The 14678-nt window shown below is 28.7% G+C and carries 14 protein-coding genes; 3 read left to right on the forward strand and 11 right to left on the reverse strand.

All coding sequences use genetic code 11. The features are described 5' to 3' along the window. Positions 1-43 precede the first annotated feature (43 nt). A complete protein-coding gene (locus Q0J35_RS02515) occupies positions 44-322 on the reverse strand; it encodes a hypothetical protein (RefSeq protein WP_297192971.1) in 279 nt (92 codons plus the stop codon). A 77-nt stretch (positions 323-399) separates the two neighbouring features. Continuing rightward, positions 400-1212, reverse strand: a complete 813-nt coding sequence (locus tag Q0J35_RS02520) for a hypothetical protein (RefSeq protein WP_297192972.1) — start codon at positions 1210-1212, stop codon at positions 400-402. 73 nt (positions 1213-1285) lie between these two features. On the opposite strand from Q0J35_RS02520, the gene gltX reads away from it, so the two are divergent. Together gltX and Q0J35_RS02530 are read left to right on the forward strand one after the other, a co-directional pair. After that, a complete protein-coding gene (gene gltX, locus Q0J35_RS02525) occupies positions 1286-2674 on the forward strand; it encodes a glutamate--tRNA ligase (protein ID WP_297192973.1) in 1389 nt (462 codons plus the stop codon). Further along, positions 2671-3321, forward strand: coding sequence for an MqnA/MqnD/SBP family protein (locus Q0J35_RS02530; protein ID WP_297192974.1), 651 nt, complete (start codon positions 2671-2673; stop codon positions 3319-3321). Before gltX ends, Q0J35_RS02530 begins: the two co-directional genes overlap by 4 nt. A gap of 3 nt (positions 3322-3324) precedes the next feature. Here Q0J35_RS02530 and Q0J35_RS02535 read toward each other — a convergent pair whose 3' ends face one another. Together Q0J35_RS02535 and Q0J35_RS02540 are read right to left on the reverse strand one after the other, a co-directional pair. After that, positions 3325-4065 carry a thioredoxin fold domain-containing protein gene (locus Q0J35_RS02535; RefSeq protein ID WP_297192975.1) on the reverse strand — a complete coding sequence of 247 codons (741 nt, stop codon included), beginning with the start codon at positions 4063-4065 and terminating at the stop codon, positions 3325-3327. Beyond that, complete coding sequence (locus Q0J35_RS02540) at positions 4065-5450, reverse strand: MFS transporter (RefSeq protein WP_297192976.1); 1386 nt, start codon at positions 5448-5450, stop codon at positions 4065-4067. The genes Q0J35_RS02535 and Q0J35_RS02540 overlap by 1 nt, the downstream gene beginning before the upstream one ends. A 102-nt stretch (positions 5451-5552) precedes the next feature. Between Q0J35_RS02540 and rdgB the strand changes: the two genes are divergently transcribed. Further along, complete coding sequence (rdgB, locus tag Q0J35_RS02545) at positions 5553-6155, forward strand: RdgB/HAM1 family non-canonical purine NTP pyrophosphatase (RefSeq protein ID WP_297192977.1); 603 nt, start codon at positions 5553-5555, stop codon at positions 6153-6155. 65 nt (positions 6156-6220) lie between these two features. Here the strand turns inward: rdgB and Q0J35_RS02550 are convergent, their stop codons facing one another. From Q0J35_RS02550 to ciaB, 7 genes are read right to left on the reverse strand one after another with little or no spacing between them, the layout of a single operon-like run. Then, entirely contained in the window at positions 6221-8641 is a 2421-nt protein-coding gene (locus Q0J35_RS02550) for an MMPL family transporter (RefSeq protein ID WP_297192978.1), read from the reverse strand. Between the two features lie 2 nt (positions 8642-8643). Further along, positions 8644-9216 (reverse strand): ABC transporter substrate-binding protein, encoded by a 573-nt coding sequence (locus Q0J35_RS02555; protein WP_297192979.1) that lies wholly within the window; start codon positions 9214-9216, stop codon positions 8644-8646. 9 nt (positions 9217-9225) lie between these two features. Further along, complete coding sequence (locus Q0J35_RS02560; RefSeq protein ID WP_297192980.1) at positions 9226-9975, reverse strand: VacJ family lipoprotein; 750 nt, start codon at positions 9973-9975, stop codon at positions 9226-9228. Position 9976: 1 nt separating this feature from the next. After that, entirely contained in the window at positions 9977-10423 is a 447-nt protein-coding gene (locus tag Q0J35_RS02565; RefSeq protein WP_297192981.1) for a phosphoribosyltransferase family protein, read from the reverse strand. A 1-nt stretch (position 10424) separates the two neighbouring features. Continuing rightward, positions 10425-11735 carry an NCS2 family permease gene (locus Q0J35_RS02570; RefSeq protein ID WP_297192982.1) on the reverse strand — a complete coding sequence of 437 codons (1311 nt, stop codon included), beginning with the start codon at positions 11733-11735 and terminating at the stop codon, positions 10425-10427. Continuing rightward, positions 11728-12795, reverse strand: a complete 1068-nt coding sequence (mqnE, locus tag Q0J35_RS02575; RefSeq protein ID WP_297192983.1) for an aminofutalosine synthase MqnE — start codon at positions 12793-12795, stop codon at positions 11728-11730. The genes Q0J35_RS02570 and mqnE overlap by 8 nt, the downstream gene beginning before the upstream one ends. A gap of 49 nt (positions 12796-12844) precedes the next feature. Then, entirely contained in the window at positions 12845-14647 is a 1803-nt protein-coding gene (gene ciaB / locus Q0J35_RS02580; RefSeq protein ID WP_297192984.1) for an invasion protein CiaB, read from the reverse strand. Between the last annotated feature and the right edge of the window lie 31 nt (positions 14648-14678).

Raw genomic sequence — 14678 nt, forward strand, 5'->3', positions numbered from 1 at the left:
AAAAGACTAAAAAGTCACAAAAAAACGCCACAAAACAATCATATCACAGACTTGAAAGAGCAATTTCATCTCCGTCTTTAAATACATAGTCTCCAAGCAATCTAAAAGACTCATCACCTATATCAAAACTTACGATGTGCTCGTATGTAGTTATTGTTTCTCCTTTTATTTTTCCTTTTGTTTTGCCTGATACTACTTTTTTTCCGTGAAGAAAAGAAAATGAGGTGCCTACATTACCTTTTATATCTCCATCTATGTAGCCTTGTGTATTGGTCAAGGTTTCCTTTTTATAGTCCTTAATTTTTCCTTGAAAAAATTCCATTTTTCACCTTTCTTTAAAGATTTGTAAATGAAATTCTATTTTTTTTTTTTTTTAATTTTTGCTTATTTTTTAAGTTTTTATCTTAGATATTTTATTTCAGCCTTAACTCTTAATTTATCAAAATAATCACTAAGATATTCGTCTCTTTGCCTATTTGCATAAACATTTTTTACTTCATTTTTTATTTGTTCAAATTGAAAATATTCAGCATTGCTTTTAGCTATAACTCTGTATGATACAAAAATATCGCCATTTTGCATTATACTTGTGCTTTCATTTTCTTTTATCCTAGAAAGAAATGCTAAGAGTCTAATATCGCTATTTTCAGGACTTAACACAACTCTTTGACTTTTTATAGATTTTGATCTTATACCACCTCTTCTATATGTTTCAAGCTCTCTATCATTGCTTGAAGTTAAGACATCAGCACTTATTTTCGTAAAAAGCATAAATTCATCTCTATGATTTTCATAGTAGTTTTTAGCACCTTGGTCGCTAGTATCTACTTTAAAACCACCTAGCAGAGCTTCATAAAGCTTCCTTTTTTCAAGTTGTGTTTTGAATTTATTTTTTGCTTTTTGAAAATCACTAGGATTTAATCTAACTTTCATCGCACTAATAGAACTTCCGCTTTGTGATAGCATTTTATTCATTTCATCTTCTATTTCGTATTCATTAGCAAAAATTCTGTATTTTTCTATTTCCGCTAGTTCAAGTTTTTCATTTATAAGCTCGTTTATAGCTTCTTGCTTAGAAATTCTTCTATCTTGCATAAGTTTTTGAATTTCATATTTTGTTATAGCTTCTTTATTTACTGTTAATGCTATTGCATTTATTGTTTTTGCATAAGAAAAAATACAGATAAAAATAAGTAAAAAAAATAATCTCATTTTCAAGCCTTTTTAAGTCTAAATATAGCATTATAGCGTATTTAAGTGTATAAAATTTTAAGGACAAAACAAAATGATAGTAACTCGCTTTGCACCGTCTCCAACAGGATACTTGCATATAGGAGGTCTTAGAACAGCCCTTTATAATTATCTTTATGCTAGAAAAAATGGTGGAAAATTTTTACTTCGTATAGAAGATACAGATTTAAAAAGAAATTCTTTAGAGGCTACAAAAGCCATTATAGAAGCTTTTAAATGGTGTGGTTTGGATTATGATTCAGAAATTTTTTACCAATCTAAAAGATTTGATATATATAAAAAATATATACAAAAATTATTAGATGAAAAAAAAGCTTATTATTGTTATATGAGTAAAGATGAATTAGACGCTTTAAGAGCGACTCAAGAGGCAGCAAAACAAAGACCAAGATATGATGGACGATACAGAGACTTTGTAGGCACTCCTCCAAGCGGTATAAGTCCTGTCATTCGTATAAAAGCTCCTTTAGACGGAGATATAAGCTTTTATGACGGCATAAAAGGTAGGATTAGCTTTAAAGCAGATGATATAGTAGATGATTTTATTATAGCAAGAAGCGATGGTTCGCCTACTTATAATTTCACTGTCGTGGTAGATGATGCTTTAATGGGTGTTAGCGATGTGATAAGAGGAGATGATCATCTTTCAAATACCCCAAAACAGATTGTGATTTATGAAGCATTAGGTTTTGCTGTGCCAAAATTTTATCATGTTGCTATGATACATTCAAGTTCTGGTAAAAAGCTTTCAAAAAGAGACGGTGCTACTGATGTTATGGAATACAAAGCTATGGGGATTTTGCCAGAGGCTTTGCTGAATTTTTTAGTTCGCTTGGGTTGGAGTCACGGAGATGATGAAATTTTTTCTATGGACGAACTTAAAAATATTTTTTCTCCAGAACACATTAGCAAAAGTGCGTCTTCTTATGATTTTAAAAAGCTAGAATGGCTTAATGAATACTATATAAAAAATTTACCTTATGAGAATTTAAAGAAAAATTTAAAAGGACTTGGTTTTGATTTAGATATTGTTAAAAAGCCAGAATTCTTATTAGATATGTTAAGAGCAAGAGCTAAGACTTTGTTGGATATAATACAAAGTGCAAAGGATATTATAAATCAGCCACAAAAATATGATGAAAAAGGTATCAAAAAATTTATAAATGAAAATACATTAAAAAATTTACAACTTTATGCACAAAAACTAGATAAAGAGCATAAGGCTGCTGATTTTGAAAATTTTACTAATACTTTTTTAAAAGATTATGACTTAGAGTTAAAAGATATAGCACAGGCTTTGAGATTAGCTTTGACCGGAAAAACAGTTAGTCCTAGTATATTTGAAGTCCTTGAATTTGTAGGAGTAGATGATAGCAAAAAAAGGATAGAACTTTTCTTGGAAAATATGAGGGCTATTTTTTGATTTTTGCTAATATAGACTATTTAAATTTGTTGCCTTTGCATATATATATCAAAAAATATCCCTTGCCAAATGGCATAAAAAAAGCTATGCATTACAAAAGCGGTGTGCCAAGCAAGATGAATAAAGCTATCTCTAATAGACAAATAGATTCAAGTGTTATTTCTAGCATAGAAAGTTTTAAAAAGAAATACAAAAAGCTTGATTTAGGAATTTGTGCTAATAAAAGAGTTTTAAGCGTTCTTGTCCAAAAAAATACAAGCTATGAAAAAGATAAAAGTTCAGCAACTTCAAATGCCCTTGCTAAGGTATTAAAACAAAATGGTAAGGTTGTGATAGGGGACGAGGCTCTTAGAAGATACATAAAAGAACCTCATCTTTATAATGATCTTTGCTCTTTGTGGTATGAAAAAACATCCTTGCCTTTTGTATTTGGGCGTTTTTCTTGTATAAGGCATAAAAAATTGTATGAAAAAATGCTTTATCCTTTTTTGAGAAAAAAAACAAAAATTCCTGCTTATATATTAGAAAGGTATTCTATACAAAGAGGCATAGACAAGAAAGATATAAAAAATTATTTAAATTTTATATATTATAAAATAGGCATAAGAGAAAAAATGGCTTTGAAAAAATTTCAAAGCCTACTATAAAGACTATTTAGCTTCTAATATCATAGGAACTGCACTAAGTCCTAAAGAATTATATTTTTGATAAAGTTTTACAACTTCTTCTACTTCTTTTTTGCTAACATTGAAACCTTTTTCACTTTTTTCCGTATAGCTTGGTAATTTTTCACTATAATATTTTTCTAAAATTTTTATTTTATCCTCATCGTTTTTAGCTTTTTTAATTTCTTTGTAAATTAGAGCTGATTTTTCAAAAGCACTAAGACCATGCACTGGAGTTAATATAAGTTTGATTTGGTGAGTTTTTAAATCATTTCTTACATTTTTAAGATGCATTCTACAATACGGGCATTCTGGATCGCTAAATATATACACAAGAGGCTTTTTGCTATCGCCAAGACTAATTAGCATTTTTTCTTTTTTTAACTCATTTAAAGCTTTTTTGCTAAATTCTTGTTTTTGTTCTAGCATTTTTTTAACTTCGTAGGATTGTTTATAGGAGATATTTTTTTTAAGATCTATTATATCAGGGACTATTATATCGCCTTTTGTAAATATCATATCCTCTATTTTCATTTTGTCTGATTCAAGGCTTATAACAACAGCTTCAAAATCACTTCCTTCTACTTTTTCTCTTTTTAGTATTTTTAATGTAGGTTTATTTAGTTGCTCTTTAAATGTTTCTTCGTAAAACTTTTTTATCTGTGCATCAGTGGCAGCTAAACTCAAACTCAATGTTGCACTTAAAAATAATATGATTTTTTTCATTACTTATCCTTTTTTTCTAAGAGTGTGTTTTCATTTGTTTTTTTGCTATCAAATTTAATTACTATATTTTTTGAATTTTTATAAACCTCGATTACTCCGTAAGTATTTTGCATTTCTTTTATATTTATATCCTCATTCAAATCAAGATATAAGTTTTTAAAGTCCTTAGGATTTTTTAGAAAAAATAATAATATAAGCCAAAGCAAAGACAATACAGATAGTATGGCAAAACTTTGTATTTCAAATTCATAGTGAAATGCAAGTCCTATGATACTTCCACCAATAAAGGCTCCAAAATATCCAAAAGCATTAAACACGCCAAGAGCAGCACCTTTTTCATTGACTTTAGCAAATTTAGAAGCACAGCTTTGCATTATAGGTTCGTGTAAATTAAATGCTATAAAAAATACAAATACCGCTATTATAAATACTATAAATGCAAGATCATCATATATCAAAGTGTAAATATATTTATACAAAAATAAATCATACGCATACAAACTTAAGGCAACTGCAACACAGTAAATTAAAAATAAAAATACACCAAGTATTAAAAACTGTTTAGAAAAACCTCTTTTTTCTCCTAAAGATCCAGCAATGCCCATTGCAAAAAAGCCAAATATCATAGATACCGTGTAAAGTTTCCAAAGATGTTCGCTAGCTACTACGCTAGAAGTGCCTAAGAGAGAACTTACGCCCATTTTCACAAATATTATAGGTGTTGTGAAAAAAGCTATACTCATCAGCATTTTTTGCATAAAATTTGTAAAATTCATTATGAAAAAATTTTTTTCCGTAAAAAATACCTTCAGAGGAGTCTTTGTATTTTCGTGTTTTATTTTTACCTCTTTTGGCACTATAGTAAAAAGTAGTATTATACAGATCACTGTTAATATAGCACTTAGTTCAAATAAGCTTGAAAGCCCCCATTTTGCACTCATTATCGGAGCTATTACCATAGATAGTGCAAATGCAAGACCTATAAACATACCCATTATAGCCATTGCTTTAGATCTTTGCTCTTCTACTATAAAATCACTTATCATAGCTGTTGCTACCGCTCCTATAGCTCCAGCTCCTTGTAGAGTTCTTCCAAGTATCATAGTGTAAATATCATTTGCGTTGGCACATATAATAGAGCCAAGTATAAATACCAATAAACCTATAAGCAGAGTTTTTTTGCGCCCTATTTTATCGCTTAAAATTCCAAAAGGAACTTGTAAAATCATTTGTGCTAGTGCATAAAGCCCTACTAAAAGCCCTACTAAAAAATCATTAGCATCTTTTAAAATAGAACTGTAAAGAGATAAAACGGGCAAGACTATAAACAGCCCAAAAAATCTTGTCCCAACTATGAAAGATAGTGGCAAAACGGTCTTTAACATAAAGCAATCCTAATTTAATTAAAGACAAGATTCTACTATCTTTTAGTTTATAAAAAGTCAATTATTTATTCTTAGTTAAATATTTTTCTTTAAACTTCTTTTATGAAAAAGATTATCATAGCAAGTTCAAATGAAGGCAAAATAAAAGAATTTAAAGCGTTATTGTATGAATTTGATTTCTTTTCTTTGAAAGATTTTTTTAATGGCGATATAGAAGAAAATGGAAATTCTTTTAAAGAAAATGCCTTGATTAAGTCTAGAGCTGTTTTTGATTCTTTAAGCACTAAGGATAAAAAAGATTTTATAGTGCTAAGCGATGATAGTGGGCTTTGCGTAGAAGCTTTAAATGGTAAGCCTGGAATCTTTTCTGCTAGATTTTCTAAGCAAGGAAGCGATGAGGCGAATCGAAAGAAATTAATCACTGAGCTTAAAAATTTAAATTTAAGTCAAAGCAAGGCATATTTTCAAGCATTTATTGGGCTTTGTTGTGTTTATGGTGAATTTTGTGCTAGCGGTGTTTTGCGTGGATATGTGCTCAGCGAACAAAGAGGCGAGAATGGCTTTGGTTATGATTCTTTGTTTGTTCCAAGTGGTTTTGATAAAACATTAGCTGAACTTTCTTTTGAAGAAAAAAATTTAATATCTCATAGAAAAAAAGCTTTGCAAAATATAAGTTTTTTGTTAAGATTATTTAAAAAGGATTAGTATGAAATCTTTTATATACTACATAGCAATTATTGTTTTTGCTTATGTTGTTTATATGGCTACTACTATTTATTTTTCTTAACTTCTTTGTAGAAACTTGATAGCAACGAAGCGAGCAAGATAAGAGTTCCTAGCATTAGACATAGCATTACAAATATAATTAAAAGTGCAAATGTTATGGTAGGTATGAATTCACTTGTAAGCATTATCCCAAACCCAAGCACAACTGTTACAGTGGTATAAAGCAAAGCCGCTCCTATTTGAGAATGGCTTGTTAGTATTGATTTAAAAAGGCTTTTCTTTTGTCGTTCTTTCATAAATCTATGTATATAGTGTATGCTATCATCAACACCTATACCAATGGCTATGGCTGATATAGTGATACTCATAAAATCAAGTGCTATCCCCAAAAATCCCATAAGAGCAAATATCAAACTAAGAGGTATTAGATTTGCTATAATTGCTAAAAATGCCATTTTAACACTTTTAAAGACATATATAAACACTAAAAATATAGCTAAAGCCACAAAAATCAATGTATCAAATTGAGATGAAAAAAGACTTTGAAGCATATTGTTATAAAGTAGCATTACATTAGTTATATAAATTTCTACATTTTCATCTTTTAGTAAATTTTCTAAATCAATTTTAAGATTTTTTATAAATTCATCTCTGTTTAAATTCTCATCAGAATCAAGTATCCTCATAGAAAATCTAAGTTCATTGTTTTCTATGCTTACGTAAGGTTTTAAAAGCTGTTCTTTGAAATCAGAGTTTAAATTTTCATTTAAAAAAGCAAGGGTAAAATCATCTAATTCTTTGCCATCATTCATGATTTTACCAAGTTCTAAAAGACTGTTTAAACTTAAAACAGAGCCTACAAATTCTCTATCCTGTAAAAACGTATGCACTTTTTTTGCTATTCTTTTTTTATGAGAATTAAAAAAGTAAGTATCATTTTTGCCAAGTTCCTCAAATTCTGCTTCAAAACTATCAAGCGTTTTGCTATCTTGTTTTTCATCTTCTTTAAATTTTATTATCACATCAAGCGGTATTGTGCCGCCGAGTTTTTCATCTATTTTTAGCATACCTTTTTTTATTTCGCTATTGTCTTTAAAATAATTTACAAAAGAATTTTCAACTTTTAACTTTGAAATTCCAAGCAAAGCTAGAAGTATTATAAATAGGCTTATTGTATATACAAAAACTCTTTTTTTTATGCTGATTTTTCCTAATTTTTTTAAGAAGCTTAATCTAGTATATCTTATACAATATTCTTTTTTTGGTAATATGCTTAATATACTTGCAAACAATACATAGCAAAGTATCAAAGATATACAAATTCCAACACTCATCATAATGCCTAAATTTATGATAGGATTTATATTTGAAAATATAAGACTTAAAAATCCTATAACAGTTGTTAATATGGCGTAAAAACTAGGTTTTGCTTTTGATAAAAGAGTAGCTAATAATACCTTTTTGGTGGAGCTTTGTTTAAATTTATGTGAATATTCTATAAAATGAGTGCTTAGGTGGATACTTAAAGAAAGGCTTATTATCAATACTAAAGGCACAAAATTTGAAGATATTACCGTTAGTCTAAAGTCAAGCAATGCAAAAATTCCACTAACCGTAGATAAGCTTATAAAAGATATAAAAAGCGGCAAAAATACAAAACGAGCAGTTCTAAAAAAATACCATAAAGCAAGAGCTAGTATGAAGACTAATGCAAAAGAATAATACAACATATCTTTTTTTATGTAATAAATCATATCATCAGCTATCATACGAATTCCGCCAAGATAAAATTTATCCTTATCATCTTGTTTTGCTATAAGCTCTCTTATATCTTTTATAAGTTTTTCTTGCTTTTTAATCTCATTTTCTTGATGTTTTTTAAGTTCAGTTCTATAACTTTCCTTTTCATTTTCATTTGAGGCTTCATCTCTTAATTTTATAAGTTCATTATATCTTGTATCTTTTTTTAGATATATTATAAAAGCAACTGTCTGTGCATCTTTTGAGATAATATTATTTGTATAAAATGGGTGAGATAAAAGTTCTTTTTTAGCCCTGCTTAAATTTGTATCTTTGCTAAGTATATTTGGCAGCACGGCAAGCTTATCTTGCAAACTTAAATCATCGCTGTTTAATAAAATTGCATTTGTTATATTTAATACAGACTTTACACCATCTATTTTTGTTAATTCTTGTGCTAGTATTTCATTTTTTATTAAATTTTCTTTATCAAATGTTTCATCATTGCTATCGTAGGCAAGGATTAAAAAATCTTCACTTGCAAAATGAGAAGAAAGTTCTCTGTAAATTTTTAAATCCTCATCATCTTCTAAAAGCAAGCTTTCTGCACTAGCATCAACTGTCAATTTAAAAGAAAACAAGGATATAAAAATGCATATAAAAACTGTTGCAAAAAGAGTTATCTTTGCATTGTTTATTATAAATTTTAAACTTTTTTCAAGCATTATTATTTATCAAAATTTACCGATTCTAGAGCTTTTAATATATCATTGAAGCTACCGTTTTCAAGTATATCTTTGAACTGCGAACGGTAAGTTTGTATTATACTTATACCAAGCACATCTACATCATATATAAACCATTCATCGTTTTTGCTATAAAATTTAAAGACTATGCTTTTTTCTTCTCCATCTACGGTCATAGTTGAATTTAGATTATATCTATTATCTTTTACTTTTTTTCCATCTTTTACTTTTATTTCTTGATTTGTGTATAAATTTAGTTTGTTTGTAAAATTTGTTTTAAGTTGTTTTTCAAAAGCTTCTTGAAATTTTTCTTTTTCTTCTTGACTTAGGGTTTTGTATTTTGTTGAAAGACTAAGTTGTGCCATAAGCTTGTAATCAAATATAAAATCAAATAGCTTAAAAATTTCATTTGCAGCCTTTGTTTTGTCTTTATTTTTCTTAAGAGCTTCTAGACTTTTGTTTATATTAGTTTGCATTGTAGTTTTTATTTCATTTTCTTTTAATGCAAAGCTAAAGCTTAAAATTGTAGCTAAAATCAAAAAAACCTTTTTCATAACCTCTCCTTATTTGCTCAAAGCCTCTCTTCTAGCCTCGTAAGCATCTCTTAAAAATGGATACACATTAGGTGTATTAAAATAAATTTCATCAAGAGTCTTACTTTCAAGAGACATTGTATTCATTATAGCAAAAGAATTTACACTAAGACTTAACCAAAACGGCTCTAAATATCCAGTAGGGCTTAAATACCAATTCACAGGCAAGGAGGCTATATCTCTTAAATTACTAGGTCCTAAAAATGGCAAAACAAAGTGAAAACCCCCACCTACACCCCAGTGTGCTAAGGCTATACCAAAATCAGAATCGTATTTTGCTATACCACTAACACTTGCAGTATCATGTAGTCCTAAGAATCCAAAGAAAGTATTTACAGTAAATCTTAAAAGCTCCGTGCCGCTTTCTTTAAATTTAAGTTGTAGCAAATTTCCACTAAATCTAATCGGCATAGCTAAATTTGAAAAGAAATTTCTAAGTCCGCTTCTAGCTACATCAGGTATTACAAAGTCGTATGTAATAATCACAGGCTTTGCTACGTATCTGTAAAAGCCTATGTTAAAATTAGTCATAACTTCATTATAAGATTTTAAAGGATCATATACTTCTTTTTTGTTAAATTCCTCATCTAAATCATCAAAGCTAGAATCAAAGCTTTGATTTTCAGCATTATTTAAAGTATTGTTTATGCTTAAATTCTCATCGCAAAACGCCACAGATATAAGACAAAAAAATGTTAAGTATTTTATTTTAGATAGCATTTTATTCTTCTATATCTATATCCCAGTAAAAATCAATCCACCCAAAGGCTTCTTTAGCATAAAAATCTGGCTTGAAAATGGCTTTATCTTTATAAAATATAGTAGCTACTTTAAAGTCTATTTCTTTAAATTTTTCACTCAAAACCTTTTTTATCTCCATCATACTTTCTCCGCTATCTACTAAATCATCTACTATTATGACTTTTTTAAATTCTTTTAAATCGGGAATATTAAATATTTTTATATAATCAAGCTTTTTTGTATCATCGTAGTGTATGGAATTTAAGACAAAAAGATTTCTATTTGAAAGTGCCGTAGCTAGTGAATGTGCTAAAGACAGTCCGCCTCTTGCTACTGCTACTATTGCGTCTGGGTTAAAATCTTTTTTAATTTGTCTTGCTAAGATTTTTACATCTTCTTTAAATTCATCATAGGAATAAAAATACATTTTAAAACTTTAGAATTTGTAGCACAAATACCACGAGTGCGATTAGTGCTATTAATAATAGTGTTAAATTTAATCTTTGCTTAGTGAAAAAACACATTAAAACATAAGTTAAAAAACCAAAAGCAAAACCCGTAGTTATAGAGTAGGTAAGTGGCATCATAATTATTATAAAAAAGCTTGATATAGCTATGGCTGGGTTTTTAAAATTTATATTTTTAACCTCGCAAAACATCAAAAATCCAACCATAACAAGCACTGGATAAACAGCATTTTTAGGTATGGCTTCAAACAATGGTAGAAAAAATAAGCTAAGCAAAAAGCAAATTCCTACCACAATAGAACTTAAACCTGTTTTAGCACCGCTTTCAACTCCAGCACTGCTTTCAACAAAGGCAGTAACTGTGGAAGTGCCAAAAAAAGAAGAGAAAGTAGAGCTTGCAGCATCTGCAATTAAAGCTTTTTCTAATTTTTTTTCTCCTTTTTTTCCTTCAAAAAGCCCACTTCTAGCCCCAACCCCGCTTATAGTTCCTATGCTATCAAATAATTGAGTTACAAAAAATGTTAGTATTATAGGTATCATACTAAGCTCTAGTATAGCAAAAAAATCAATCTTGAAAAAAATTTCCTTTAAACCACCATTTTCACTAAAATTTGGTAAAGATATGATGTTTTGAGGCAAAGAATAATTATTTATATTAAAGCTCCATGTTATTATGGAGCTGATAAGAACAGCCAAAATAAAAGAAGTCCTTAACTTGATTGCATAAAAAAATACAAGCAATAATAAGGTAAAAAGCCCTATAAGAACATAAGAATCACTTAAATTTCCTAAAGAAAGTATAGTATTTTCATTTTTTACTATCAGTTTCATTTGAGAAAGACCTATAAAGGCTATGAAAAGCCCTATACCAGCACATATAGCTAAAATAAGATCCTTTGGTATATTTTTTATTATATGTGTTCTAAAATTTGTAAATGACAATATTAAAAATATTAAGCCTGAAAAAAACACAGCCGCTAAAGCACTTTGCCACGGTATATTTTGTGCCACGCATACACCAAAAGCAAAATAGGCATTCATACCCATACCAACGCTAAGAGCTATTGGGGTATTTGAAAAGAGTCCGCAAAAAATACAAGCTATAGCACTTACCAAGCTTGTTGCACATATTAAAGCTTCCATAGGCATTTGTGCCGCACTCATAATGTGTGCATTTACAGGTATTATGTAGATCATAGTTATAAAGGTGATAAGCCCAGCTATGACTTCCGTTTTCATAGAGCTTTTATTTTCTTTTAATATATCAAGCATATTTTTTTAACTCATTATACAAGGAATCTCTTTCGACAGGTATTAAATTCGAGCTTTTTATCATATCGATAAATGTCTTTAACTGCATACCTTTAGCACTTTTAGCACCTCCAGCACTTTGTATGTTTTCTTTTTCTATAGTGCCATCAAGATCATTTGCTCCAAATTCTTGAGCTACCATAGCCAAATTTATACCCATAGTAGCCCAATATGCTTTTATATTTTTTATATTATCTAGCAATATCCTAGATATAGCAATAGTTTTTAAAATTTCCTCGCTATCGGCTTGTTCTTTGATGTCTAAAAAGCTATTATCTTTTTGCCATACTAAGGGTATGAAAGCATTAAAACCATTCGTTTCATCTTGTAGTTTTCTAAGTCTTAGCATATGATCTATTCTGTGCTCTCTTTTTTCGATATGCCCAAAAAGCATAGTAGCATTGCTTTGCCTTCCTTTTTGATGCCAAAGTTTATGAATTTTTAACCAATTTTCACTACTTACCTTGCCTTTGCAAATTTTAGCTCTAACTTCCTCATCAAATATTTCAGCACCGCCTCCGGGCATAGAATCAACTCCATATTCAAGCATTTTTTCTATAACTTCCTCGTAACTTAGCTTAAAGCGACGATATAAAAAGTCTATTTCAGCTGCGGTCATAGCTTTTATATGCAAAGTAGGGTATTTATCTTTTATGAGCTTAAAGATCTCTAAATACCACTGCCAGGATCTATCTTTATTATGAGCTGATACTATGTGAATTTCTTTCGTGCCATTTTTAACGGTTTTATCTACTATTTTCATTATTTCTTCGTGAGTCATAAAGTAAGGATTAGGATTTTTTCTGTGTGCCGAAAAAGCACAAAATTTGCAGGTATCAGCACAAATATTTGTAGGATTTATATGCCTATTTACATTAAAATACACTTTTTTTCCGTGCAAAGCTTCTCTTTTTTTATGTGCGTATTTTGCCAGAGTAAAAAGGTCAAGTTCATACAATTTGTAAGCTAAATTTTCATCTATTCTTTCGCCTTTTTCAAGAGTATCAAGTATATTTTGCATAAAAGCTCCTTATAAAAGCTTAATTATACAAAAATTATTTTAACAACTTTTATAAATAATCTTTAGCATTTGCTTTTGTGTCTATTTTATTGGCTATTTTTTTGTATAGATTATAGTAATAAAGCACAAATTTTTCGCATTCTTCATCTATCGGTAAAAAAATTCCTTTGTTTAGTTTGCAAAATTTAAATAAAAATTCTTTTGCATCTAGTTTTTGTGAGTAGTGCTGTGCTAAAAGTTTATATACTTTTATAAATTCAAGCTTAAATCTCTCATAAGCTTTTTCACTAAAATCAATAAATAATTTTTCCTCAAAGCTTAAAACCTTTGTTTTAAACAGTATGCTAAGACTTATCAGAGCTTCTGTGTAGTAAGGTTTTATTTCTTCTACATTTTGATAGGCTATTAAAGATACAGCTCTTTTTATAAATTCATTGAAAACAGCTAGTTTTAGTTGGGGTTTTTCGTTTTCAAAAAAGCACATAAGCCCACCAGCACTTGCTTTAAATTCTTCTATATTTTTAAAATATCCACTTTTATTCATTTTGATTTCGCTGTCTTGTGCTACAAAATAAATATGTCCAAATTCGTGTCCTATAGTTAGAATTTCATATACTTCTTTCCATTTTTGTTCGTCTTTAAAAAGTATTTTTCTTGAAAAATCTAAAAAATTCTTATCAAAAATTTCACTTGAAATTTGCATAAATGGAGCTTTTTTAGAGTTTTCATATACAAAATTTATAAAAGCAAATATCTTTTTTCCACCTTTATTGCTTACAGTTTCATCATTTGGGACAACTTGTGCTGAAAACAAGCCGTTTAATTCTGCACCGTAATAAAGCATAGGAGAGCATATGTATAGTTGAGTTTTATTTATATTTGACAAGACTTCATTTTTTAACTTTTTATCATTTAAATTTAGTGAGTTAAATATATTTTCAAAACAGTTTCTATGTTTTTGTATGCAAAATTCAGGCTTTATAATACTTTCTTCATTTAATCTCAAATCCCACTCCGGTGCTACTGCTTTTGTAAATTTGTCCTCGTAGTATTCTAGTGGATGTCCTAGTTGTAGAGGTGATTTTACCTTTAACCAAGCAAGTTCAGCTTCTTGCCAAGAGCTTATAACCTTGTCGTTATTTGTTTGTAGTAAAGCTTTTTTCAGTTTTTTGATATAAACAAGGTATTTTTTATGCTCATTTTTCGTGCATTTTTTCTCTAAGCTTTTGATTTTTTTATTAAATACATTTTTTATTTTTAAAAATTCTTTTTTGAATGCTAGGGCATATGGTAAAAATATTATCTTATCTTTTTTAATATCCATAGCACCGTAGGTTCTTTCAGAGATATTGTTTGAGCTATCTTTTTGATAAATATTATTATCTTGCAAAAAATTTAGAATTTCTTCTAGATTTTTAAATTTATTTTCTAAAAAATTTGCATTTTTGCATAGAATTTTTTTATCCCAAGATATGAAAAATTTATTCATAATAAGACCTATTTTATGCACTGTTTTTATGAGTTCTATATAAAAATCATCTAGTAAATTTTGCTTTGAAATTTCTTTTATTAGTTTTTCATATCTTTTTTTATAAAAACTAGCTACTTCTTTATATATTTTGTATTTTAATGTTTTATCATCTAAGATTTGTAATAAATTCTCTTCTTTTAAGCTAAGCAATCTTTTTAAAACGGCAAGTCTGTGTTCTTTATTGTCAGATAAAGAACATATTTTTAATATCTTTTTAGCACTTTTGTTTAGTTTCTTGTTTTCATCTATTTCATCATACAAAGAATTTATTTCTTCTCTCATCTTGTGAGTAAGTTTTGCCACTTGCTTAAAATTATTCATATTTTTGTCCTTAGTATTTTAGAAATTTTAT

It is taken from the genome of uncultured Campylobacter sp., from assembly GCF_944323605.1.
In the GTDB taxonomy this organism is placed as follows: Bacteria; Campylobacterota; Campylobacteria; order Campylobacterales; family Campylobacteraceae; genus Campylobacter_D.